At 39.9% G+C, this 23,748-nt stretch carries 20 protein-coding genes; 7 read left to right on the top strand and 13 right to left on the bottom strand.

What is annotated here, in order from left to right; translation table 11 throughout:
* The first annotated feature begins 60 nt into the window (after positions 1-60).
* Both EDC44_RS00640 and EDC44_RS00635 read left to right on the top strand, forming a co-directional pair.
* Positions 61-333, top strand: a complete 273-nt coding sequence (locus EDC44_RS00640) for an ACT domain-containing protein (protein WP_131974333.1) — start codon at positions 61-63, stop codon at positions 331-333.
* Between the two features lie 10 nt (positions 334-343).
* Positions 344-1,699, top strand: coding sequence for a PFL family protein (locus EDC44_RS00635; protein WP_131974331.1), 1,356 nt, complete (start codon positions 344-346; stop codon positions 1,697-1,699).
* Between the two features lie 45 nt (positions 1,700-1,744).
* On the opposite strand, the gene EDC44_RS00630 is transcribed toward EDC44_RS00635, so the two are convergent.
* From EDC44_RS00630 to lptC, 6 genes are all read right to left on the bottom strand, one after another.
* A complete protein-coding gene (locus EDC44_RS00630) occupies positions 1,745-3,028 on the bottom strand; it encodes a citrate synthase (RefSeq protein WP_131974329.1) in 1,284 nt (427 codons plus the stop codon).
* Positions 3,029-3,149: 121 nt separating this feature from the next.
* On the bottom strand, positions 3,150-4,007 hold the full coding sequence (rapZ, locus tag EDC44_RS00625; RefSeq protein WP_131974327.1) for an RNase adapter RapZ: 858 nt from the start codon (positions 4,005-4,007) through the stop codon (positions 3,150-3,152).
* Complete coding sequence (gene ptsN / locus EDC44_RS00620; protein WP_131974325.1) at positions 3,988-4,563, bottom strand: PTS IIA-like nitrogen regulatory protein PtsN; 576 nt, start codon at positions 4,561-4,563, stop codon at positions 3,988-3,990. Before ptsN ends, rapZ begins: the two co-directional genes overlap by 20 nt.
* Positions 4,564-4,568: 5 nt before the next feature.
* The gene (lptB, locus tag EDC44_RS00615) at positions 4,569-5,294 is read right to left on the bottom strand and encodes an LPS export ABC transporter ATP-binding protein (RefSeq protein ID WP_131974323.1); all 726 of its coding nucleotides are present in this window, start codon (positions 5,292-5,294) and stop codon (positions 4,569-4,571) included.
* An 11-nt stretch (positions 5,295-5,305) separates the two neighbouring features.
* On the bottom strand, positions 5,306-5,821 hold the full coding sequence (gene lptA / locus EDC44_RS00610; RefSeq protein ID WP_131974321.1) for a lipopolysaccharide transport periplasmic protein LptA: 516 nt from the start codon (positions 5,819-5,821) through the stop codon (positions 5,306-5,308).
* Complete coding sequence (gene lptC, locus EDC44_RS00605; protein WP_131974319.1) at positions 5,805-6,377, bottom strand: LPS export ABC transporter periplasmic protein LptC; 573 nt, start codon at positions 6,375-6,377, stop codon at positions 5,805-5,807. Before lptC ends, lptA begins: the two co-directional genes overlap by 17 nt.
* A gap of 259 nt (positions 6,378-6,636) precedes the next feature.
* Between lptC and EDC44_RS00600 the strand changes: the two genes are divergently transcribed.
* From EDC44_RS00600 to lpdA, 4 genes are all read left to right on the top strand, one after another.
* Entirely contained in the window at positions 6,637-8,004 is a 1,368-nt protein-coding gene (locus tag EDC44_RS00600) for a patatin-like phospholipase family protein (RefSeq protein WP_131974317.1), read from the top strand.
* Between the two features lie 269 nt (positions 8,005-8,273).
* Entirely contained in the window at positions 8,274-10,937 is a 2,664-nt protein-coding gene (gene aceE, locus EDC44_RS00595; protein WP_131974315.1) for a pyruvate dehydrogenase (acetyl-transferring), homodimeric type, read from the top strand.
* Between the two features lie 52 nt (positions 10,938-10,989).
* Positions 10,990-12,888 (top strand): pyruvate dehydrogenase complex dihydrolipoyllysine-residue acetyltransferase, encoded by a 1,899-nt coding sequence (gene aceF, locus EDC44_RS00590; protein ID WP_131974313.1) that lies wholly within the window; start codon positions 10,990-10,992, stop codon positions 12,886-12,888.
* A gap of 95 nt (positions 12,889-12,983) precedes the next feature.
* A complete protein-coding gene (lpdA, locus tag EDC44_RS00585) occupies positions 12,984-14,405 on the top strand; it encodes a dihydrolipoyl dehydrogenase (protein WP_131974311.1) in 1,422 nt (473 codons plus the stop codon).
* A gap of 76 nt (positions 14,406-14,481) precedes the next feature.
* Here the strand turns inward: lpdA and EDC44_RS00580 are convergent, their stop codons facing one another.
* The 7 genes from EDC44_RS00580 to garL form a co-directional block, all read right to left on the bottom strand.
* Complete coding sequence (locus EDC44_RS00580) at positions 14,482-15,966, bottom strand: tripartite tricarboxylate transporter permease (protein WP_131974309.1); 1,485 nt, start codon at positions 15,964-15,966, stop codon at positions 14,482-14,484.
* 10 nt (positions 15,967-15,976) lie between these two features.
* Positions 15,977-16,486, bottom strand: a complete 510-nt coding sequence (locus EDC44_RS00575; protein WP_131974307.1) for a tripartite tricarboxylate transporter TctB family protein — start codon at positions 16,484-16,486, stop codon at positions 15,977-15,979.
* Positions 16,487-16,555: 69 nt separating this feature from the next.
* The gene (locus EDC44_RS00570) at positions 16,556-17,530 is read right to left on the bottom strand and encodes a tripartite tricarboxylate transporter substrate binding protein (RefSeq protein WP_131974305.1); all 975 of its coding nucleotides are present in this window, start codon (positions 17,528-17,530) and stop codon (positions 16,556-16,558) included.
* Between the two features lie 256 nt (positions 17,531-17,786).
* Entirely contained in the window at positions 17,787-18,938 is a 1,152-nt protein-coding gene (locus EDC44_RS00565) for a CdaR family transcriptional regulator (RefSeq protein ID WP_131974303.1), read from the bottom strand.
* Positions 18,939-18,953: 15 nt separating this feature from the next.
* On the bottom strand, positions 18,954-20,087 hold the full coding sequence (locus EDC44_RS00560; protein ID WP_131974301.1) for a glycerate kinase: 1,134 nt from the start codon (positions 20,085-20,087) through the stop codon (positions 18,954-18,956).
* 165 nt (positions 20,088-20,252) lie between these two features.
* Positions 20,253-21,140 carry a 2-hydroxy-3-oxopropionate reductase gene (gene garR, locus EDC44_RS00555; protein ID WP_131974299.1) on the bottom strand — a complete coding sequence of 296 codons (888 nt, stop codon included), beginning with the start codon at positions 21,138-21,140 and terminating at the stop codon, positions 20,253-20,255.
* A gap of 118 nt (positions 21,141-21,258) precedes the next feature.
* Positions 21,259-22,029, bottom strand: coding sequence for a 2-dehydro-3-deoxyglucarate aldolase (garL, locus tag EDC44_RS00550; protein ID WP_131974297.1), 771 nt, complete (start codon positions 22,027-22,029; stop codon positions 21,259-21,261).
* Between the two features lie 365 nt (positions 22,030-22,394).
* Here garL and EDC44_RS00545 point away from each other — a divergent pair, with 365 nt between their 5' ends.
* Complete coding sequence (locus EDC44_RS00545) at positions 22,395-23,732, top strand: enolase C-terminal domain-like protein (RefSeq protein ID WP_131974295.1); 1,338 nt, start codon at positions 22,395-22,397, stop codon at positions 23,730-23,732.
* The last annotated feature ends 16 nt before the right edge of the window (positions 23,733-23,748 follow it).

The raw sequence follows: 23,748 nt of genomic DNA, 5'->3' as shown, positions 1-23,748 counted from the left end.
GTGAAAAAATAAAAATTTTTCACCGCACTTTTACTTTATAAATCAATGAAAAGGTAAATTATGACAAATTCTGTAATCACTGTTATCGGTAAAGACCGCGTAGGTATTGTGTATGATGTGGCAAAAATTCTAGCTGAGCTGCAAATTAATATCGTGAATATCAGCCAACAATTAATGGACGATTATTTCACCATGATTATTTTGGTCGATACAGCGAAATGCCAAAAATCTTTTCCTGAATTGGCAGAAATTTTCACGGCAGAAAGCAAAAATCTGGCTCTGGATATTCGCCTTCAAAATGAAGCGATTTTTAAAACGATGCACCGCATTTAAGGAATGAACCATGAGTATTCAATCCAATGAGATTTTAGAAACCATCAAAATGGTAGCAGATCAGCATTTTGATGTACGAACCATTACAATCGGTATTGATTTGCATGACTGTATCAGCAACGATCTGGAAACACTGAATCGAAATATTTTTAATAAAATTACAACTATCGGTAAAAATTTGGTGCAAACGGCAAAAATTCTTTCGGCGAAATACGGCGTGCCGATTGTAAATCAGCGGATTTCCGTCACGCCTATTGCTCAAATTGCCGCTGCCACTAAAGCGGACTCCTATGTGAGTATTGCTCAAACCTTAGATCGTGCTGCAAAAACCATTGGTGTTTCTTTTATCGGCGGCTTCTCCGCTTTAGTACAAAAAGGCATGTCGCCATCTGATGAAGTGCTGATTCGTTCAATTCCGGAAGCGATGAAAGTCACCGATATTGTGTGCAGTTCGATTAATATCGGCTCAACCCGTGCCGGTATCAATATGGATGCGGTTAAACTGACTGGCGAAACCATCAAACAAACCGCAGAAATTACGCCGGAAGGTTTTGGCTGTGCCAAGATTGTGGTGTTCTGTAATGCAGTGGAAGATAACCCGTTTATGGCGGGCGCATTTCACGGTTCAGGTGAAGCCGATGCCATCATTAATGTAGGTGTATCCGGCCCCGGCGTGGTGAAAGAAGCCTTAGAAAATTCAAATGTCCAAACGCTCACGGAAGTAGCAGAAGTCGTGAAAAAAACCGCTTTCAAAATCACTCGCGTGGGTGAATTAATTGGTCAGGAAGCCTCAAAGATCTTAAACATTCCTTTCGGTATTTTAGATCTTTCCTTAGCGCCAACGCCAGCCGTCGGTGATTCCGTTGCCCGCATTTTAGAAGCCATGGGCTTGACGATCTGCGGCACACACGGCACTACAGCCGCTCTGGCATTGTTAAATGATGCGGTAAAAAAAGGCGGCATGATGGCATCCAGTTCTGTGGGCGGTTTAAGCGGTGCATTTATCCCGGTTTCTGAAGATGAAGGCATGATTGCTGCCGCTGAAAGCGGTATTCTTACATTGGATAAACTGGAAGCGATGACCGCAGTCTGTTCCGTGGGTCTGGATATGATTGCGGTGCCGGGCGGCACGCCGGCTCATACAATTTCCGGCATTATCGCCGATGAAGCGGCTATCGGTATGATAAACAGCAAAACCACTGCGGTACGGATTATTCCCGTCACGGGTAAAGACGTAGGAGAAAATGTAGAATTTGGCGGTTTGCTTGGCTATGCACCGATTATGCCGGTGAAAGCAGGATCATGCGAAATATTCGTTAATCGCGGCGGGCGTATTCCCGCTCCGGTGCAATCAATGAAAAATTAAAAACTTATAAAAAAATACCCGCACTTTGTGCGGGTACTCTTTATATTATCCTTTATCCATCGGCTCAAACTCACGTTCAGGTCGTCCTACATATAATTGACGCGGGCGAACAATTTTCAGATTGTCTTTATACATTTCTTTCCAGTGGGCGATCCAACCAACGGTTCTTGCTAAAGCAAACATCACGGTAAACATAGATGTCGGGATGCCAATAGCTTTTAAAATAATACCGGAATAGAAATCCACATTCGGATAGAGTTTGTGGTCAATAAAATACGGATCGCTTAATGCAATACGTTCTAATTCCATTGCTACATCCAATAATGGTGATTTAATATTCAGTTCGTTTAACACTTCGTGACAGGTTTTACGCATCACTTTGGCACGCGGATCGTAGTTTTTATACACACGATGACCAAAACCCATTAAACGGAACGGATCGTTTTTGTCTTTGGCACGAGCAACGAATTCCGGGATGCGATCTACACTACCAATTTCTTCCAGCATATTAATACAGGCTTCATTCGCACCGCCGTGAGCTGGCCCCCAAAGGGAAGCAATACCGGCAGCAACACAAGCAAACGGATTAGCACCGGACGATGCAGCCGTACGCACAGTTGAAGTTGAGGCATTTTGTTCATGATCGGCATGCAAAATAAAAATTTTGTCCATTGCGCGTTCAAGCACAGGATTTACTTCATAAGGAGCGCAAGGCGTTGCAAACATCATATACAAGAAATTACCGGAATAAGATAAATGATTTTGCGGGAACATAAACGGTTGGCCGATAGAATATTTATAACACATGGCCGCTAAAGTCGGCATTTTTGCCAATAACCGAATCGCCGTTAATTCACGGTGTTCAATATCGTGAATATTTAAAGAATCGTGATAGAACGCCGCTAATGCTCCGCTCACCCCACACATAATCGCCATTGGATGAGAATCTCGGCGGAAACCGTGGAAAAAGCGGGAAATTTGTTCATGCACCAGGGTATGTTTTGTAACTAATGCTTTAAAGGATTGATATTGTTCTTTCGTCGGACGTTCACCAAAGAGCAATAAATAGGAAACCTCTAAATAATCACCGTGTTCCGCCAATTGATCGATTGGATAGCCGCGGTGTAATAAGATCCCTTCGTCACCGTCAATATAAGTAATTTCTGACTTGCATGATGCTGTAGACATAAAGCCCGGGTCAAAGGTGAATAAGTGATTTTTTACTAAAGATTGAACATCAACGGCATCATAACCTAATGTGCCTTGGTGTACGGTCAAATCATATTCACGACCGTCGTTTATGGAAAGCTTCGCTTTTAAATCAGACATTACTCACTCCTTCGGTTATTGAGAATTTATTAAAAAATTTTAATAATGTATGTGTTGTGTGAGCTTGTAATATACACTGATTCAATTTGAAAACGCAATCATTTGATTTAATGAGATAACATTATTTTTTATGTTTTTCTAAAGATTTATGCTGAATTTTAACATTCTTCCCTTTATCTTTAAAATAATTGCCTAATTGTTCGGCAATATAAACCGAACGATGCTTACCACCTGTACAGCCAATAGCGATCGTTAAATAGCTGCGGTTGTTTTTTTCTAACATCGGCAACCAAGTTTCAATGTAATTACGGGTAAGATAGATAAAATTATGTACTTCTTTATGTTGACTTAAAAAATTGATGACTCCTTGATCTAAACCGGTTTGCGGACGCAATGCAGGATCCCAGTGCGGATTCGGCAAAAAACGTACGTCAAAAACATAATCCGCATCCAACGGCAAGCCATATTTGAAGCCGAAAGACACCACGACAATTTTCAACTCTTTATCTGTATTACCGCGTAGAAATTCTCTTAAATGCTCGGCTAAAGAATGTGTGGAAAGGTTGGAAGTATCAATAATTAAATTTGCATTTTGGACTAAAGGATCTAAATATTCACGTTCCAAATCGATGGCCGTTTCGAGGGAAAGATCACTTTGTGAAGATAGCGGATGTAGGCGGCGGGAATCACTATACCGATGAATAAGAATATTACGATCCGCATCAAGAAAAATAATTCTCACCTGATACTGCGTTGAAATTTCGGTCAAAATTTCATCCAGTATATTCGGTGTTTCCGGCAAGTTTCGGATATCCAAACTAATTGCAACGGCTTGCTGATTTTTCGCAAGAATATCGGCAAGCTGTGGCAATAAGACTAAAGGAAGATTATCAATACAATAATAACCAATATCTTCCAACGCTCGCAATGCGACGGATTTACCCGCACCGGAACGTCCGCTAATAATAATAAGTTCCATGACGTTCTCCAAAACCCATTATATTATCATTCGTTTTTTGTTCTTCTTTTTCTGTTTTAATTTCAGTTTCGATCTCTGCTACTTCTGATTTATTCTCATTATAAGCATCAAAATACTGAAAAATTTCCCAAATTTCATCCGCACTTTGTGCCGCCCGCAGCTGTTTATTCAATGCTTTGTCCGATAGCTGTTTGGCTAAATCCGGTAAAACCGAGGCACAAACGGAACAAGATTGTGCAGGAATCAATAAGGCATAAATCAAATCAACTTCTCGACGATCGGCAGAATGATAATCCACCGGTGTCGCTAATTGTAAAAAGACGGCTATCGGTTTATCGCCTTGCGGTAATTTCGCATGCGGCAAGGCAATACCGCCGCCAATACCTGTACAACCCATTTTTTCTCTCGAAAAAATCTGTTCAAAGCATAATTGCTCGTCCAAACCTAATTGTTCGGCAACGATGTCCACCACCATTTCTAAAGCACGTTTTTTACTTGAACAAAGAATTCCCTGACGAATATTTTGTGGTAATAAAAATTGCGTTAATTTAGCCATTATTACTACAGTTTAAACTGCTCTCCGAGATACACGCGTTTTACGTGCTCATCATTTAAAATTTGTTCCGGCGAACCGTTTGCAATCATTTGTCCTTCACTCACAATATATGCCCGTTCGCACACATCTAATGTTTCACGTACATTGTGATCGGTTATCAAAACACCCAAACCACGATCCCGTAAATCCATAATAATTTTTTTAATATCAATCACGGAAATCGGATCTACACCGGCAAAAGGCTCATCTAATAAAATGAACTTCGGATTCGCCGCCAATGCCCGAGCAATTTCCACTCGACGGCGTTCGCCGCCGGAAAGAGATTGTCCCATATTATCGCGAATATGACCGATATTAAATTCTTCGATTAAATCATCCGCTCTTTGACGACGTTGTTTATTATTCAAATCTTTGCGAATCTCCAACACCGCCATGAGATTATCGTACACGCTTAAACGACGGAAAATAGAAGCTTCTTGCGGCAAATAACCAATTCCCCGTTGGGCACGATTGTGCATTGGCAACAGACTGATGTCTTCATCATCAATACGGATTTTGCCTTGATCATGACGAACTAATCCCACCACCATATAGAACGTTGTCGTTTTACCCGCTCCATTCGGCCCCAACAAACCAACGATTTCATTAGAGTTCACTGTTAAACTTACGCTAGACACCACTTTTCGGCTTTTATAACTTTTTGCTAAATTTTCAGCATATAACACAGACATCAATAACTTTCCTATTTTTTCTTCGTATCATTAAGTTGTGTTGGAATCAATACGGTTTTTACACGGGATTTTGATCCGCTGGTAGCTTTCAATTGCTGTTTTTTCACCTCATAAGTAATCAAACTGCCGTTGATTTTGCTGTCTAGCTGTCTTAATTCTGCGTTACCGGTTAAAGTTAAAAATTCTTTCCCTAAATCATAATGTGCTTTTTGAGCTTTACCGTCCACAGGTTTGCCGTTATCCAATAATTGATGGAACGTGACCGGATTTCCAAAGGCATCAATGGTTTCTTTATTGCCGGAACCTTCCGCTGGCCGGGTAATCACGACTTTATCGGCTTTAATGAGAATAGAACCTTGTGTAATCACAACATTATCAGTGAAAGTCACAATATTATTTTCCAAATCTAAGGATTGATTGCTCGAATCAATGTTAATCGGTTGATTAGTATCATCTTTTAACGCTAACGCAGAAGCCGAAGCGACGACTAATACACTTGTTAAAAAAAATTTATTTATTAATTTCATAATGCGTTTTTACCTGTTCTTTAAGAGTGGCTACCTGCTGATGCAGGTTACCGGTTAATTTTTGTCCTGTGGTAGTAAAATTCAAACCATTAATTTTGACTTCTTTATCCGAGGTAATATCTTGTGTAGATAAATTTATCAATGCATTCTCGGTTTCCACCCGCTGCAATTTAGATTCGGCAAGCAAACTCTGTGCCACCACATTACCTTGCAACATTAACATTTTATCTTTGGTCAACAATGCCGTATCAGCACTTAATTTCCAACTTTGCACATCCGCCTCTTTACTTTCAATATCATAAAGATACACAACAGGCTTTATAAAATTCGTATGACCGTCCGATTCGTAATAATAAACCCGCTCGGATAATGCCAAATACTGTTTCTTTCCTGTGGGAGAAAACACCGTGGTGGACATTTTCTGCCCAATATAATCAGGCGTATCCGGCTTTTTAATCAATTCTTGCAATTGGTCGTCATCTTGGTTAAGCGAATAAAACCACGCCAGCAATCCCAAGGCAACCGATGCTAATCCAATATTCCAACGAATATTCATATATTCCTAATACTTAAATACGGTTAAATTCTGCGAATAATAGCATATTTTTCCAAAAAACAATACAGCCGACGCTTCAGCACAAACAAAATCAAAAGTGCGGTGACTTTTTTAAAAAATTTACGTCATAAAAGCAGACATTTTTCCGTTTTTATACGTTTAATCGGATACTTAAACCGAATTTGATGATTTGCAAAACAAGGGATTTTGATTACACTTATTACGGTTATCTCTTTAAAATCATTCGACAAAGCACATTATGTATAAAAAATTATTACGCAGATTCGTTACATTCAGCTGTATTATCGGTTTGTCAGCCTGTTCTCAGTTTCAATATCAGCCGATAGAAACCATTAACAAAGTAGATTATAACAAAGGATATCGGCTAAAAAATATGACATCAAATCCGCATTCCAGTGATGATTTATTTGTTATTTTATTATTATCAGGCGGCGGATCTCGTGCAGCGTCACTTGGCTATGGAGTATTGGAAGCATTAAAAGAACAAAATATTACTATTAACGGCAGACAACGGCGTTTAATTGATGAAGTGGATGTTGTATCGGGCGTCTCCGGCGGTTCGGTATTGGCGGCTTATTTTTCACTGCACGGTGCTGATACTATTCCAAGCTTTGAGAAACGCTTTCTCAATAAAAATTTCCAGCGAGAAATCATCAGCCAAGTATTTTCCTTTGCGAACATGCCGCGTTTAACTTCACCGCAATTCGGGCGCGGCGATTTGTTGCAAGAGCAATTTGAACAAACTTTATTCGGCAATGCGACTTTCGGGGATTTGGTCAACAAACGTAAAGGCCCCTTTGCACTCATTTCAGCAACCGATATGACTCAAGGTATCAAAGTAAATTTCACACAAGAATTTTTTGATATGTTGTGCTTGAATTTATCGGATATGCGAATTGCCCGCGCTGTCGCGGCATCCAGTTCGGTGCCGATGGTATTCAGTCCTCTGAGTTTGAATAATAATGGCGGCAACTGCGGTTATAATATTAACAATATCGTACAAAATATCGGTATCAAAACCTTTCACGCTAGTCCGGAACGTTTTAAAGTTTTAAATCAACAAAATCAGGCTTATTCAAATAGTAAAGAACGCCCTTATATTCATTTGATTGACGGTGGTTTGACAGATAATATCGGTTTAAGCAGTTTATTACAAATCACCCAATTAACGGATCCTGCCGATATTTATAAAATGTTGAACGGAGGAAAAGCCAATAAAATCGTATTGCTCAGTGTTAATGCACAAAATCAAACAACCACGGATATTGATCAAAAATCCGATGTTCCCGGATTAGGCGATGCCTTAAATGCAGTAATTAATATTCCGATTGACAAAGCATCCGCAACCTCAATTGCCTCTACCCGTGCTTTTGTTGATGAATGGAATAACAGTCACATTAAAAATTATAAAGGTGAAAAAGTGAATATATATTTTATTAATTTAGAATTGAAAGATTTGGAAAACCCAACATTACGTCAAAAAGTATTAAATATTTCCACCAGTTTTTATTTAATGCAGGACGATGTAAACGCATTACGGAAATCCGCCAGATTACTGCTTTCCGCATCAAAAGATTATCAAAATCTATTGCATGCATTACATTAATGTATTTTAGTCCCTGTAAAAACGCTAACTTACTTTACATCCTTAAAAAAATTTAATAAAATTTGAAATATTTGTTAAATAAACGTAACAAGTAAACTAAATTTTTTGAAATTTAACCGCACTTTTGTTTAGCTATCAATTAAACAAAAAATGTGATTAAATATTACTCAAATGAGTCTGACTATCTTAAAGATTTCTCGCGGCTTGATTTAGCTTAGCATTGTGGGCAAATCAATCTAAACTACTAACTTAGCAATAAGGAAAAAACCATGTCTGATATTTTAAGAAATGACGTGGATCCAATCGAAACTAACGACTGGTTGTTAGCGATCGATTCAGTGATTCGTGAAGAAGGTGTTGAAAGAGCACAATTTATTATTGAACAATTAATGCAGCACGCTCGTGCCAATGCAGTTTCCCTACCGACCGGTACAACTACCGATTACATCAATACGATTCCAACTTCTGAAGAACCTAACTACCCGGGCAACCTTGACTTAGAACGCCGTATTCGCGGTGCAATTCGCTGGAATGCGATTATGACCGTCTTACGTGCATCCAAAAAAGATTTGGAATTGGGTGGTCATATGTCCTCTTTCCAATCTTCTGCAACAATGTATGAAGTTTGTTTTAACCACTTTTTTAAAGCCCGCACAGAAAAAAATGGCGGTGACTTAGTTTTCTTCCAAGGTCATATTTCTCCGGGAATTTATGCCCGTGCGTTCTTAGAAGGCCGTATCACGGAAGAACAATTAGATAATTTCCGTCAAGAAGCACATGGCAAAGGCTTATCTTCTTACCCACACCCTAAATTAATGCCTGAATTCTGGCAATTCCCAACCGTTTCTATGGGGTTAGGTCCGCTCAATGCGATTTATCAAGCCCGTTTCTTGAAATACTTACATAACCGCGGCTTAAAAGATACCTCAGATCAAACCGTTTATGCCTTCTTAGGTGACGGTGAAATGGATGAAGTAGAATCCCGCGGTGCGATTTCTTTCGCTGCCCGTGAAAAATTAGACAATTTAATCTTTGTTATCAACTGTAACTTACAACGTTTAGACGGCCCTGTCACCGGTAACGGTAAAATCATTCAAGAACTTGAAGGCCTGTTCAACGGTGCCGGCTGGGAAGTGATTAAAGTGATCTGGGGTCGTCGTTGGGATCGGTTATTACAACGCGATACTTCCGGTAAATTATTACAATTAATGATGGAAGTGGTTGACGGTGACTATCAAACATTCAAAGCGAAAGACGGTGCTTACGTACGTGAACACTTCTTCGGTCGCTACCCTGAAACTGCTGACTTAGTAAAAGATATGACCGATGAAGAAATCTGGGCATTGAACCGTGGCGGTCACGATCCGATGAAAGTTTTCGCAGCATTCAACAAAGCGAAACAAGTCAAAGATAAACCTGTTGTATTACTTGTAAAAACCATTAAAGGTTATGGTATGGGTGATGCGGCAGAAGGTAAAAATATTGCTCACCAAGTGAAAAAAATGGATATGAGCGGTGTGAAACACGTACGCGATCGTTTCAACATTCCTGTTTCTGATGAAGAAATCAATTCATTACCATACATCAAATTTGAGGAAGGTTCCGAAGAATACAAATATCTTCACGAACATCGTCAAGCATTAAACGGTTATTTACCGACCCGTTTACCGAAATTCACACAGCAATTAGAAGTGCCTGCATTGGAAAACTTTGCTCAATTATTTGAAGCTCAATCCCGTCCGATTTCCACTACAATGGCTTTCGTGCGTTCATTAAATATCCTACTAAAAGATAAATCCATCGGTAAACATATCGTACCAATTTTAGCGGATGAAGCCCGCACTTTCGGTATGGAAGGTTTATTCCGTCAAATCGGTATTTATAATCCACACGGTCAAAACTATACTCCGCAAGACCGCGAACAAGTAGCTTACTATCGTGAAGCTATTGACGGTCAAGTATTGCAAGAAGGTATCAATGAATTAGGTGCAACCTCATCTTGGTTAGCGGCAGCAACCTCTTATTCAACCAATGACGTACCGATGATCCCGTTCTTTGTGTACTACTCTATGTTCGGTTTCCAACGTGTAGGCGATTTAATGTGGGCAGCTGGTGACCAACGTGCTCGCGGCTTTATGATCGGCGGTACCTCAGGCCGTACAACCTTAAACGGTGAAGGCTTGCAACACGAAGACGGTCACAGCCACATTCAATCATTAACAATCCCGAGCTGTATTTCTTACGATCCGGCATTCGCCTTTGAAGTTGCCGTGATTATGCAAGACGGTGTACGCCGTATGTATGGTCCGGAACAAGAAGACGTGTACTACTATATCACCACTTTAAATGAAACTTATGATCAACCGGCAATGCCGAAAGGTGCAGAAGAAGGTATTCGTAAAGGTATCTATAAATTTGAAACCGTGACCGGCCAAGGGAAAGGTAAAGTTCAATTATTAGGTTCCGGTTCGATTTTACGCCACGTACGTGAAGCCGCAAGATTATTGGCTGATGAATACGGGGTAACTTCCGATGTGTACTCTGTGCCGTCATTCACCGAAGTCGCACGCGAAGGTGCGGATGCAGATCGTTACAACTTATTACACCCTGAAGCGACAGCCCGCGTGCCTTATATCGCGCAAGTGATGAATGATGCGCCGGCAGTAGCTGCAACTGACTACATGAAGTTATTTGCTGAACAAGTACGTCCGTACATCCCGGCACAAAGCTATCGTGTATTAGGTACTGACGGCTTCGGTCGTTCTGACAGCCGTGAAAACTTACGTGAACATTTTGAAGTGAACGCTCATTATGTGGTGATTGCTGCATTAACTGAGCTGGCAAAACAAGGTACGGTGGACAAAAAAGTAGTTGCGGAAGCTATTGCAAAATACGGTATTGATGCAGACAAAATCAACCCACTTTATGCGTAATTAATGGTTTGGCGGGAAGTTAACCGCCAACCTTCAAAAAAGGTAATATAACATGTCAAAACAAATTCAAATTCCTGATATCGGCAGCGATGAAGTTACTGTTACAGAAGTAATGGTAAAAGTCGGTGATACAGTGACCGTTGATCAAAGCGTGATCAACGTCGAAGGCGATAAAGCATCAATGGAAGTACCGGCTCCGGAAACAGGTGTGGTAAAAGAAGTATTAGTGAAAGTAGGCGATAAAGTAACCACCGGCACACCAATGCTTGTATTGGAATCTGCTGATGCGGCTCCGGTTGCTGAAGTTAAAGCTGAAAGTGCGGTCGTTTCCGCCCCGGTTTCTGCATCTGCTGCGGCATCTGTGGTTGAAGTGAATGTACCGGATATCGGTGGCGATGAAGTCAACGTGACTGAAATTATGGTTGCCGTGGGTAACACCGTTTCAGAAGAACAATCTTTAATCACCGTTGAAGGTGACAAAGCTTCAATGGAAGTACCTGCACCATTTGCCGGTAAAGTAGTTGAAATCTTAGTGAACGCGGGCGATAAAGTTTCCACCGGTTCATTGATTATGAAATTTGAAGTTGCCGGTGCAGCTCAAGCGGCTACACCTGTTACTCAAGAAACAGCACCTGCAGCAACTCCTGCTGCAACCGGCGGTGTAGTTGATGTGAACGTGCCGGATATCGGCGGTGATGAAGTGAATGTCACTGAAATTATGGTTGCCGTGGGTGATAGCGTTTCAGAAGAGCAATCATTAATTACCGTTGAAGGCGATAAAGCGTCTATGGAAGTACCGGCTCCGTTTGCGGGTAAAGTTGTGGAAATTCTAGTGAATGCCGGTGATAAAGTATCTACCGGTTCACTAATTATGAAATTTGAAGTAGCGGGTGCAGCTCCCGCTGTTCAAGCTCAAGCAACGGCTCCTACACCGGCACAGTCTGCTTCGGCAGCACCAGTACAGGCAAGCACACCGGCAAGCCAAAATGAAGTAACTGCGAGCACAACCTTCGCTCATGCCACACCGGTAGTGCGTCGTTTGGCACGTGAATTCGGCGTAAACCTAGATAAAGTGAAAGGTACCGGTCGTAAAGGACGTATCTTAAAAGAAGACGTTCAGGCTTATGTGAAAGCGGCGATTCAAGCTGTGGAAAGCGGTAATGTGGCTCCGGCAACAGCCGGCACAGGTGCAGCAAACGGTGCGGGCTTAGGCTTATTACCTTGGCCGAAAGTCGATTTCAGCAAATTTGGTGAAACCGAAGAAGTAGAATTAGGTCGTATCCAAAAAATCTCCGGTGCAAACTTACACCGCAACTGGGTGATGATTCCACATGTAACCCAATGGGATAAAGCGGATATCACCGATTTAGAAGCCTTCCGTAAAGAACAAAACATATTAGCGGAAAAACAAAAACTAGACGTGAAAATCACGCCGTTAGTGTTTATTATGAAAGCGGTAGCGAAAGCCTTAGAAGCTTATCCGCGTTTCAATAGCTCACTTTCAGAAGACAGTCAACGTTTAATATTGAAAAAATATGTAAACATCGGCGTAGCGGTAGATACACCGAACGGTTTAGTAGTACCTGTATTTAAAGATGTCAATAAAAAAGGTATTATCGAACTTTCCCGCGAGTTAGCGGAAATCTCGAAAAAAGCCCGTGCAGGTAAACTGACGGCATCCGATATGCAAGGCGGCTGCTTTACTATTTCAAGCCTAGGCGGTATCGGCGGTACACATTTCACTCCAATTGTGAATGCGCCTGAAGTGGCCATCTTAGGTGTATCTAAATCTGAAATGACACCGGTATGGAACGGCAAAGACTTCACTGCACGTTTAATGTTACCATTATCATTATCTTACGATCACCGTGTAATCGACGGTGCGGACGGTGCAAGATTCATCACCTTTATTAACGGTGTGTTATCTGATTTACGCCGCCTAGTGATGTAATTAGGTAATTGAGCATGTAATTTTGGCAGGTAAAAGCCTGCCAACTTTCAGTAAAAGTGCGGTCAAAAACTGCAAAATTTTTACGGAGAAAAACAATGAATAAAGAAATTAAAACACAGGTTGTAGTATTAGGTGCTGGCCCTGCTGGTTATTCTGCAGCCTTCCGTTGTGCTGACTTAGGCTTGGAAACCGTAATAGTAGAACGTTTCTCGACCTTAGGCGGCGTGTGCTTAAACGTAGGTTGTATTCCGTCTAAAGCCTTATTGCATGTAGCGAAAGTAATTGAAGAAGCTAAATCTTTGTCCACTCACGGTATCGTATTCGGCGAACCTACAACGGATATCGACAAAATCCGCGGTTGGAAAGAAAAAGTAATTACCCAATTAACCGGCGGTTTAGCCGGTATGGCTAAGCAACGTAAAGTGCAAGTGGTAAACGGCTTTGGTAAATTCTCCAGCCCGAATACCATTATCGTTGCAGGTGAAGAAGGCGAAACCATGATTACCTTCGATAACGCTATTATCGCTGCAGGTTCCCGCCCGATTCAATTACCGTTTATCCCGCACGAAGATCCGCGTATTTGGGATTCCACAGATGCACTTAAACTAAAAGAAGTGCCGGAAAACCTATTAATCATGGGTGGCGGTATCATCGGTTTGGAAATGGGTACGGTTTACCACTCTCTCGGTTCTAAAGTCGATGTGGTAGAAATGTTCGATCAGGTGATTCCAGCCGCAGATAAAGATATTGTTGGCATCTACACCAAACGTATCGAGAAAAAATTCAACCTATTGCTTGAAACCAAAGTAACTGCAGTTGAAGCAAAAACAGACGGTATTTACGTATCAATGGAAGGCAAAGCGGCTAATGAAATCCGTCGTTATGATGCGGTATTAGTCGCTATCGGCCGTACACCAAACGGTAAACTTATTGATGCTCACATTGCCGGTGTTGAAGTGGATGATCGCGGCTTTATCCGCACCGATAAACAAATGCGTACCAATGTACCGCATATTTATGCTATCGGGGATATTGTAGGCCAACCAATGTTAGCGCACAAAGGTGTACACGAAGGTCACGTGGCAGCCGAAGTGATCGCAGGCAAAAAACACTATTTCGATCCGAAAGTGATTCCTTCAATTGCTTATACTGAGCCGGAAGTGGCTTGGGTGGGTAAAACCGAGAAAGAATGTAAAGCTGAAGGAATTAACTACGAAGTGGCGAAATTCCCATGGGCAGCATCCGGTCGTGCAATCGCTTCTGACTGTGCTGACGGCATGACTAAACTGATTTTTGATAAAGCCTCTCACCGCGTTATCGGTGGTGCTATTGTAGGTACCAACGGTGGTGAATTGCTCGGCGAAATCGGCTTGGCTATCGAAATGGGTTGTGATGCAGAAGACCTAGCATTAACTATCCATGCTCACCCGACATTACACGAATCTGTCGGTTTAGCCGCTGAAGTATTTGAAGGTTCTATCACAGACTTACCAAATCCTAAAGCGAAAAAGAAATAGTTTGATTTAAACGATAAAGTGCGGTAATTTTTTTGAAAAGTTACCGCATTTTTTATTTTATACTACCCAGTCTCTATCATGCTTTTTTCTTAAACTGACGATACACAGTTAATACGATACTCAATACAGTCAATGCTAAAAAGAATAATGCAATTGGATGATTAAAGAGTTCAGTTAAGTCACCGTTAGCATATTGTACACCGCGACGTAAATTTGTTTCCATTGCATTTTCAAGGATGAAACCGAGAATAAATGGTGGTGCCGGAATACCAAAGCGAGATAAGCTCAGACCGATAATACCGAATACTAACAAACTCCACATATCAAATACACGGTTATTCAACGCATAAGCACCAATTAAACAAAGCACAATGATGATTGGCAATAAAATGTATGATGGAATTTCTAAGATTTTTACCAAAAAACGCATACCGGCATACATAATAAGTGCCATTATGAATGAAGCCACAATCATTGAAGCAAAGATATGATACACAACGTCCCCATTAGTCTGGAATAACAATGGTCCAGGCTGCAAACCGTGTAACATAAAGCCCCCAAGTAAAATTGCAGTCGCACCATCTCCCGGAATACCCAAGGTTAATAATGGAATCATTGCCCCACCAATGGATGAGTTATTACTTGATTCTGTACTAATAATGCCATCTTGGATGCCCGTACCAAATTGTTCCGGATGTTTGCTTACATTCTTTGTTACGGAATACGCAATCAAGTTACTACTTGAAGCCCCGATTCCCGGTAAAATACCAATACCCAATCCAATCAAAGAAGAGCGAATAAAGTTCATTGTTTGGCCTTTTAACTCTCTTAAGCGGAAACCTAATAGACCTTTCATTTTATAGTTAAGGATTTCACCGGTTTGTTGTTTACTATCTGCCGAAGTAAGCACTTCACTAATGGCGTATAGACCTACTAATACGGCAAGTAAATTAAAGCCGGAAGATAAATCCACTGAACCGAAAGTAAAGCGTTGAGCACTATCAATGGAAGATAAGCCTACAGTTGCAAACATCATACCAAATAAGGCACTCAATAAACCTTTGATCATTGATTTACCTGCAAGTGATGAAATCAAGGTTAAGGCAAAAATGGTCACTGAGAAATATTCCCATGGGCCAAATTTAATGGTCAATGCCGCAAGTACCGGACTTAATACAATCATTGCTAGAATACCAATTACAGTCCCCACTAATGATGCAAAAATCCCTAAACCTAATGCTTTTCCTGCTTGACCTTTACGTGCCATTGGCACACCTTCAAAACAAGTTGCTATAGAACTTGGTGTTCCCGGGATATTAAGTAAAATCGCAGAAATTAATCCTCCTGAAATACCACCGATATAAATAGCGGTAAGCATTGATAAACCATTACCACTGCTCATTGCATAGGTAATCGGTAAGAACATTGATAATGCCGCAACAGTAGTTAATCCCGGTAAGGAACCAAATATTATCCCCACCATTACACCTAATAAAATAAAGGCAATACCGAGGGGATCAGTAAAAACGGCAAGAAATCCTGAAGTAAGCATTTCTAACATATTGACACTCCTAACCTAAAATTCCACTAGGCAAAAATAAAGTCAGATATTTACTAAACACAAAATAAATCGTGACTGTAAATACTACGGATAAAACGATAATAAATAAGGTCCATTTTTTACGTTTTTCAGTAGGTATTAATAACAAAGATTGTAAAATTAAATATGCAATACTTGATACAATAAATCCTAGACTTTGATACAGTCCAATATATAAGCTGAGCAATACAATAGAAGCAACTAATTTAATTGGGAATTTTTTCTTAGTTGCGATTTCTTCAGCTTGAACGTATTCTGTTTCTGATCTTGATTTACGGTAACGAATTAAAGTAGTAATAAACAGGCTAATACTGAGTAACAATGTTAAACCACCAATAATTTGTGGTACCGATTTAGAATCAAGCCCTTGCTGACCAAAAGGACTAAATACTGAAATACTTTGTGTTCCGTACAAGTAAGCAATAGAAAGTACAGCAAAAAATATACTGACAGCAAAATCTTTTTTTATGTTGATATTCATTCGATATCTCCCATTATAATAGCTATAAAACGACCAACCGATTGTCGGTTGGCCGTAACATTAACGCTATTATTTTTTACCTTGTAATAAATCACTGATTTTGAGTAGCTCTTCGCGTTCTTTATCCCAGATTTTGATAGTATCTTCCGTATTCATATATACAGGCTCTTGGAAGAAACCTTCAACTTCTTTACGATATTCTGCATTTTCATTGATAACTTTACCAGTTGCCGCAGAAAGTTTTGCAATAATTTCAGGATCGGTACCTTTCGGGAAAAACATCGTATTGTAATAAGCATAACCTGCCGGTACACCGGATTCACGTAAAGTTGGTACATTCACTAATTTGTCATTTTTGCTACGTACGTTACTAACATTAGCTAAATATTTGAATTGTCCTTTATCCACATAGGTTTGTACCATGTTATATGGCATTGGAATAATATCAACGTGGCGACCTAAAAGTAACGGTAAACGTTCGCCGGAACCGCCTGAAGATACGATATTTAGCTTCGCACCCGCTTGTTGTAAACCAATAGCAATCCATAAAGTTGAGGCACCAGTATTTACAGCTAATTTATATTTACCCGGATTTTTTTCTGATTCTGTAATCAATTCTTGAATGGTATTAAATGGTGCCTCCGCATTAGTAACTAACACTTCATCGGCCGCTGCAGAGAATACACAACAAGGATCAAAATCTTTAAATCCGAAATTCACCATTTTTGATGCTTCTGCAATATTTAAAGAAAGCTGTGTCACTAACACGTTATAGCCATCCGGCTTCATTTCTTTTACTTGTGCAGCCGCAATAGAACCGCCACTACCGGCAATATTACTTACCACTACCGGTTGACCCAATTCTTTGGTTAAATGTTTAGCTAACGCACGAGCATTATAATCTGAGTTTCCACCTGCAGAGAATGCAACAATTAAGTTAACCGGTCTTTTTGGCCAATCAGTTTCTGCGGAAACAGAAGAAGAAAATACTACAGCAGCGGTTGCCAAAGCAGTAATGGCAGTTTTAAGTTTGAAATTTTTCATGTTTGTATCTCCAGTAGTTGATAAATAGTGATGTTTGCATTAGCTATTAATGAACCAAACAAAATACTTTAATACATTATAAAAATTAGCCTATTTTAAGTATTCTATATTTATCAAAAGATACGATTATATTCACTCTTTTTATTTGTGCATATGCACTACTACCTGTGATAAAGATCACATTTTATTATAAATAAAAAAATACCATACTTTTATTTCTAATTTAGCACGGTATTTTTAATATATTAACTTTTTATTAGGGAACTATATGAACTGCCATATAAAGTAAAAATCGCGCATCTGTACTATTAAGATCAAGTCCAGTTAGGTCAGAAATTTTATTTAATCGATATTCTAATGTATTTCTATGTACATATAATGCTTTTGCCGTCGCTATTGTTTGCATATTATTTTCAAACCAAACAAGCAATGTTTTTACTAAAACACCATTACTATCCATTAATTTTAAGCGACGAATAGGCCGTTCAAGTTCTTCTTTTTGCCAACCTTCTTTGAGTTGATTAAGCAATACCGGTAAAATCAAATCTTGATAACTGTATATGCGTTTTTTAGGAAAACGCTCTTTACCAATTTGTAGGGTAGTTTTTGCTGTATGGTAGGAAAGAGAAATGCTATTATCACCGGTAAAGTAATTGCCTAGTGCAATTCGCACATTTAATTTAGCGTTCTCATTCATTCGTCCAACAAGTTGTTGAATCCGGACTAACTGATCATCCACATCCCAACGGCCAAAGTTATTTAGTGCCGGTTTTAAAATCACTAATTCAGTGAGAGAGACTACAGCAACAAGATTATCACGTTCTGGAAATTTAAGTAAATGTTGGAGATTTTGCAACTCTGTTCTGGCATTTTCAATTCCTAGCTGACCGCTATCAACTTCAATAATACAAGCAACCCTAGGAATACTCAAATCCACACCTAAACGGTTTGCCCAGTCCATCAATGCGGGTGTAATGCTTTCACTTTCAATTAAATTTAAAATTAACTCTTCTTTCAGACGAGTATCTTGTGCCAAAATATCAAATAATCGAGCTTGTTCCAGCATCATTTCAGCAGTCATACATACAAGTCGGCCAAATTCTTTCAAGGTTGCCGGATTACCTGTTAAACCAATCACGCCCACAATATTGCCATCTACGTGTAAAGGCAAATTAATACCAGGTCTCACCCCATGCAAGCTATGAATAACCGCTTCATTAATATCTACGATTCGCCCTTGTGACAGTACCAACAATGCCCCATCATGGATTTCCCCTATTCGATTAATATCGCCACTGGCAATAATTTTTCCCTTAGCATCCATAATATTAATATTACAATCAATAATATCCATTGTACGCTGCACAATTTTTTGGGCTAGCTTTTCATCAAGTAAGTATGCGGGCATATTATCATTTCCTTACTAAATCCTCATCTTCAATACTGTGGCAATATTGCGAGAAGTGAGTTCTACATTATATTCAGCTTCAGCTAAAGCTTCTGGCAAAGTACTCACCTTATTTAGCACACTGAACACGCAATCAAGTCCATAACCGTATACTATTTCGATATTTTGTCCAAGACTACCGGCAATACCAATTACCGGTAAATTATATTTTTTAGCTACTGCCGCGACCCCAATGGGCACTTTACCTTTAATGCTTTGATGATCTACTCGCCCTTCACCGGTAATCACTAAATCCGCATCTTGTATTTGCTTTTCTAAACCTAATAAATCCACAATAATACCAATACCGCTTTGCAATTTACCTTTCAATACGCCGGCAAAGGCCGCACCTAATCCACCGGCAGCACCGCCCCCCGGAATATCTTTTACTGCTACTTGTAAATCCTGTTCAACCACTTCGGCAAAATGTGTTAATGCAAGATCCAATTCTTTCACTATTTCCGGTGTTGCTCCTTTTTGCGGACCAAAAATCGCCGAAGCCCCTTGTTCACCCACAAGCGGATTACTCACATCACAAGCCACATCAAAACGACATTCGTTTAATCGAGGATCAAGTTGGCTAACATCAATATGCACTAAATCTGCTAAAGTAGCACCACCAAAGTCAAGTTCATTGCCTGTGTAATCTAATAGTTTTGCCCCTAATGCCTGCAGCATCCCGGCCCCCGCATCATTAGTCGCACTACCGCCTAAACCAATAATAAAATGTCTTGCACCAAAATCTAATGCTGATAAAATTAATTGCCCAACGCCAAACGTGGTTGTTACACGTGGGTTGCGACGTTCCATTGGCACTTGTTCAATGCCACAAGCTGCAGCAATTTCAATAAATGCGGTATTTTTATCACCGGAAATCCCCCAAAATGCCATTTGCGGTTCACCTAGTGCATTAATGACTTCCACTTCAACTTTTTGCCCATTCATTGCTTCAATCATCGTATCGACAGTTCCCTCTCCACCATCGGCAACAGGCACTTTTACATAAGTCGCATCGGGAAATATTTGTTTAAAACCACGTTCAATGGCATTTGCCACATTAAGAGCGGATAAACTTTCTTTGAAAGAATCTGGTGCGATGACAATTTTCATAATACTTCTCACTTAGATAGACGTCGTAATATAGCTAAAATGGCTCGGTACTTAGTTAATAAGTTAAAAGAGCGATTGTTCTTTAACACATCTTAGCTATATTTCGAGTTTTTTGATAAAGGGGGAATGAACATCCCCCCTTTTTAATTTATCACAGATAAATCATTAGAAGCGTTTAATTTCTTCACCGGCCAAACGTTCATAGTAACGGGCTAATGCACTGTGATCTAATTGACCATCACCCGCTACTTTTAATGCTTGCATCATTTCCATAACAATAGAAGTTAATGGTAGGTTTGCATTTACACCGTGTGAAGTATCTAAGGCATTAGCTAAATCTTTGATATGCAAATCAATACGAAAGCCCGGTTTAAAATTACGGTCTAATACCATTGGTGCTTTCGCATCTAACACTGTGCTACCAGCTAAACCACCGCGAATAGCTTGATAAACTAACTCAGGATCAACACCGGCTTTAGTGGCTAACATAAAGGCTTCAGACATCGCTGCAATATTCAATGCAACAATCACTTGGTTTGCTAATTTAGTAACGTTACCTGCACCGACCTCACCTGTATAAACCACAGAGCCTGCCATTGCTTTCATAATATCGTAGTATTTATCGAATACTTCCTTTTTACCACCCACCATTACAGACAATGTGCCATCAATCGCTTTTGGTTCACCGCCACTTACCGGGGCATCAAGCATTTCGATACCGTGTTTTTCTAATTCCGCATAGATTTCACGGCTGGCTAATGGTGCAATAGAACTCATATCAATTAATACAGCACCTTTTTTCGCTCCTTCAATTACGCCGTTTTCACCTAATACCGCTGATTTTACGTGCGGTGAATTTGGTAACATTGTGATAATCACATCTACCTGTTGAGCCACTTCTTTAGAGTTTACAGCGGCTACCGCACCGGCTGCTACCACTTCTTTTACCGCTTCTTGATTAAAATCTGTTACTACCAATGAATAACCTGCTTTAAGAAGATTTTTACTCATTGGTTTACCCATAATACCTAGTCCAATAAATCCGATTTTCATTGTGTTACCTCACTCTGTTTATTAAATGAACGTTAATTAAATCTTTATTAAGTGCGGTTAAAATTTCTAAAAAAATTACCGCACTTTTACCTATTTTCAAGCCTTAGTTATCAAGTGATCATACTTTAAACTTATCGCGCAAGGCTTGTGTTGCACCACGAAATACACCAAGATCAGACCCTACTGCCACGAAGGTTGCCCCCCATTCTAAATAGCGACGGGCATCGGCTTCTACCGGTGCTAAAATACCACAGGATTTACCGTGTTTTTTCGCTGTGGCAAAAATATGTTGGATGACTTTTTGTACTTCAGGATGATTGGGTTGACCTAAGTAGCCTAATGATGCAGATAAATCACCGGGACCGACAAAAATACAATCCACCCCTTCTACTGCGGCGATTTTATCTAAATTATCCACCCCGAGTTGGCTTTCCACTTGAACAATCACGCCGATATTGTCATTAATTACATTGAAATAATCAGGAATGGTAGCATAACCATTATTACGATGACTGACGGATACGCCACGAATACCTGCCGGCGGATAACGAGTGGATGCTACGGCACGCAAGGCTTCTTGTTCCGTTTCTACAAATGGTACTAAAATATTGTAAAAACCAATATCTAATAAACGTTTAATAATCATAGGATCATTTTGTGGCAAACGCACAATTGGCGTACTTGAACTATCTTTTAATGCCATTAATTGTGGTATAAAAGAAAGCACATCATTAGGTGCGTGTTCGCCATCTAACAAAAGCCAATCAAATCCGGTCAAACCTAATACTTCTATAGTAATCGGACTACCTAAAGCACTCCAACAGCCTATTAAAGTTTCACCTTTTAATAATTTTTGGCGAAATTCATTAGGAATATATTGTTCGTTCATAAACATTACCTTTCTGTTGCTATTACCAAATTTGTTAAAAAGTCTAAATGAGTTCAACGGAAGTATCATTGTAAAAAATCACAAAAAATAATTCGTTTAGATTTCATTTTATGTGCGTACGCACTACAAGTGATTAATTTCATATTAAGAAAACAAGAAAGAAAATTATCTGTTGTTCTTTAATACGTCACAAGTTTTGTGATCCGGTTCACATTATGCTAGGCATATGCACAAATATAAGCAGTGTTTTCTTTTTATCTTATGGAAAATGATCAATACCTAAAAAGAAGCTATTTTATATAATGCACACTATCTAATATTAATTGCTCCCCAGCGAGCTTTATTTAATTTAAAAGGAAAATCCAATGAGTACTCAATCTGTTCCCGTCATTAAAGAAATGCTTGTTATTCCCGTAGCCGGTCACGATAGTATGTTAATGAATGTAGGTGGGGCACATAGTCCTTATTTCACTCGTAATATTGTGATTTTAAAAGATAGCAGCGGCAACACAGGTGTAGGTGAAGCTCCGGGCGGTGCTACTATTGAAAATGCCTTGCGTGAAGCTATTCCACATGTAGTCGGTCGCCCCATTTCAATTTTAAATCGCATTGTCAATGATATGCACAATGGCTATTTGAATGCTGACTATGATACTTTCGGTAAAGGGGCTTGGACTTTTGAATTACGTGTTAATGCCGTAGCTGCCTTGGAAGCCGCATTACTCGACTTACAAGGTCAATTCTTAGATGTTTCTGTTGCTGAATTGCTCGGTCCGGGTAAACAACGCGATGAAGTCACTATGTTAGGCTATTTATTCTATATTGGTGATGACAAAATTACGGATTTACCTTATCAACAACCGGTACAAGGAAAACACGATTGGTATCGCATCCGTCGTCAAAAAGCAATGGATACTCAATCAGTTGTGGATTTAGCGGAAGCGGCAAAAGATCGTTACAGCTTTAAAGATTTTAAATTAAAAGGCGGTGTATTTGCCGGTGAAATAGAAATTGAAACCGTTACTGCATTGAAAAAATGTTTCCCGGATGCCCGAATTACGCTCGATCCTAACGGCTGTTGGTCACTTGAAGAATCTATTCGTTTATGTAAAGGAATGAATGATGTCTTAACTTATGCGGAAGACCCTTGTGGTGCTGAACAAGGCTATTCCGGTCGTGAAGTAATGGCAGAATTCCGACGTGCTACGGGTATTCCTACAGCGACCAATATGGTAGCTACTAACTGGCGTGAAATGGGGCACAGTATTATGTTGCAATCCGTAGATATTCCGCTTGCAGATCCCCATTTCTGGACATTAACAGGTGCAAGCCGTGTAGCTCAACTTTGTAATGAATGGGGCTTAACCTGGGGTTCGCATTCTAATAACCACTTTGATATTTCCCTTGCTATGTTTACTCACGTGGCCGCAGCAGCACCAGGCAATATTACCGCCATTGACACTCATTGGATCTGGCAAGAAGGTGATCACTATCTCACCAAAAATCCATTAGAAATTATCAATGGTAAAGTAAAACTCAATGATAAACCAGGATTAGGCATTGAATTAAATATGGATAATGTAATGAAAGCACACGAATTACATAAAAAATTACCGAGTGGTTCTAGAAATGACGGTATTCCAATGCAATTCTACTATCCGAGTTGGACCTTTGATCGTAAACGCCCGGCAATGGTTCGTTAATTTTGCAACAAATTTA

The sequence above is a fragment of the Cricetibacter osteomyelitidis genome, from assembly GCF_004340985.1.
GTDB lineage: Bacteria > Pseudomonadota > Gammaproteobacteria > Enterobacterales > Pasteurellaceae > Cricetibacter > Cricetibacter osteomyelitidis.
Note: the sequence above shows the minus strand (reverse complement) of the source record. Positions and strands in the feature narration are given on the sequence as shown.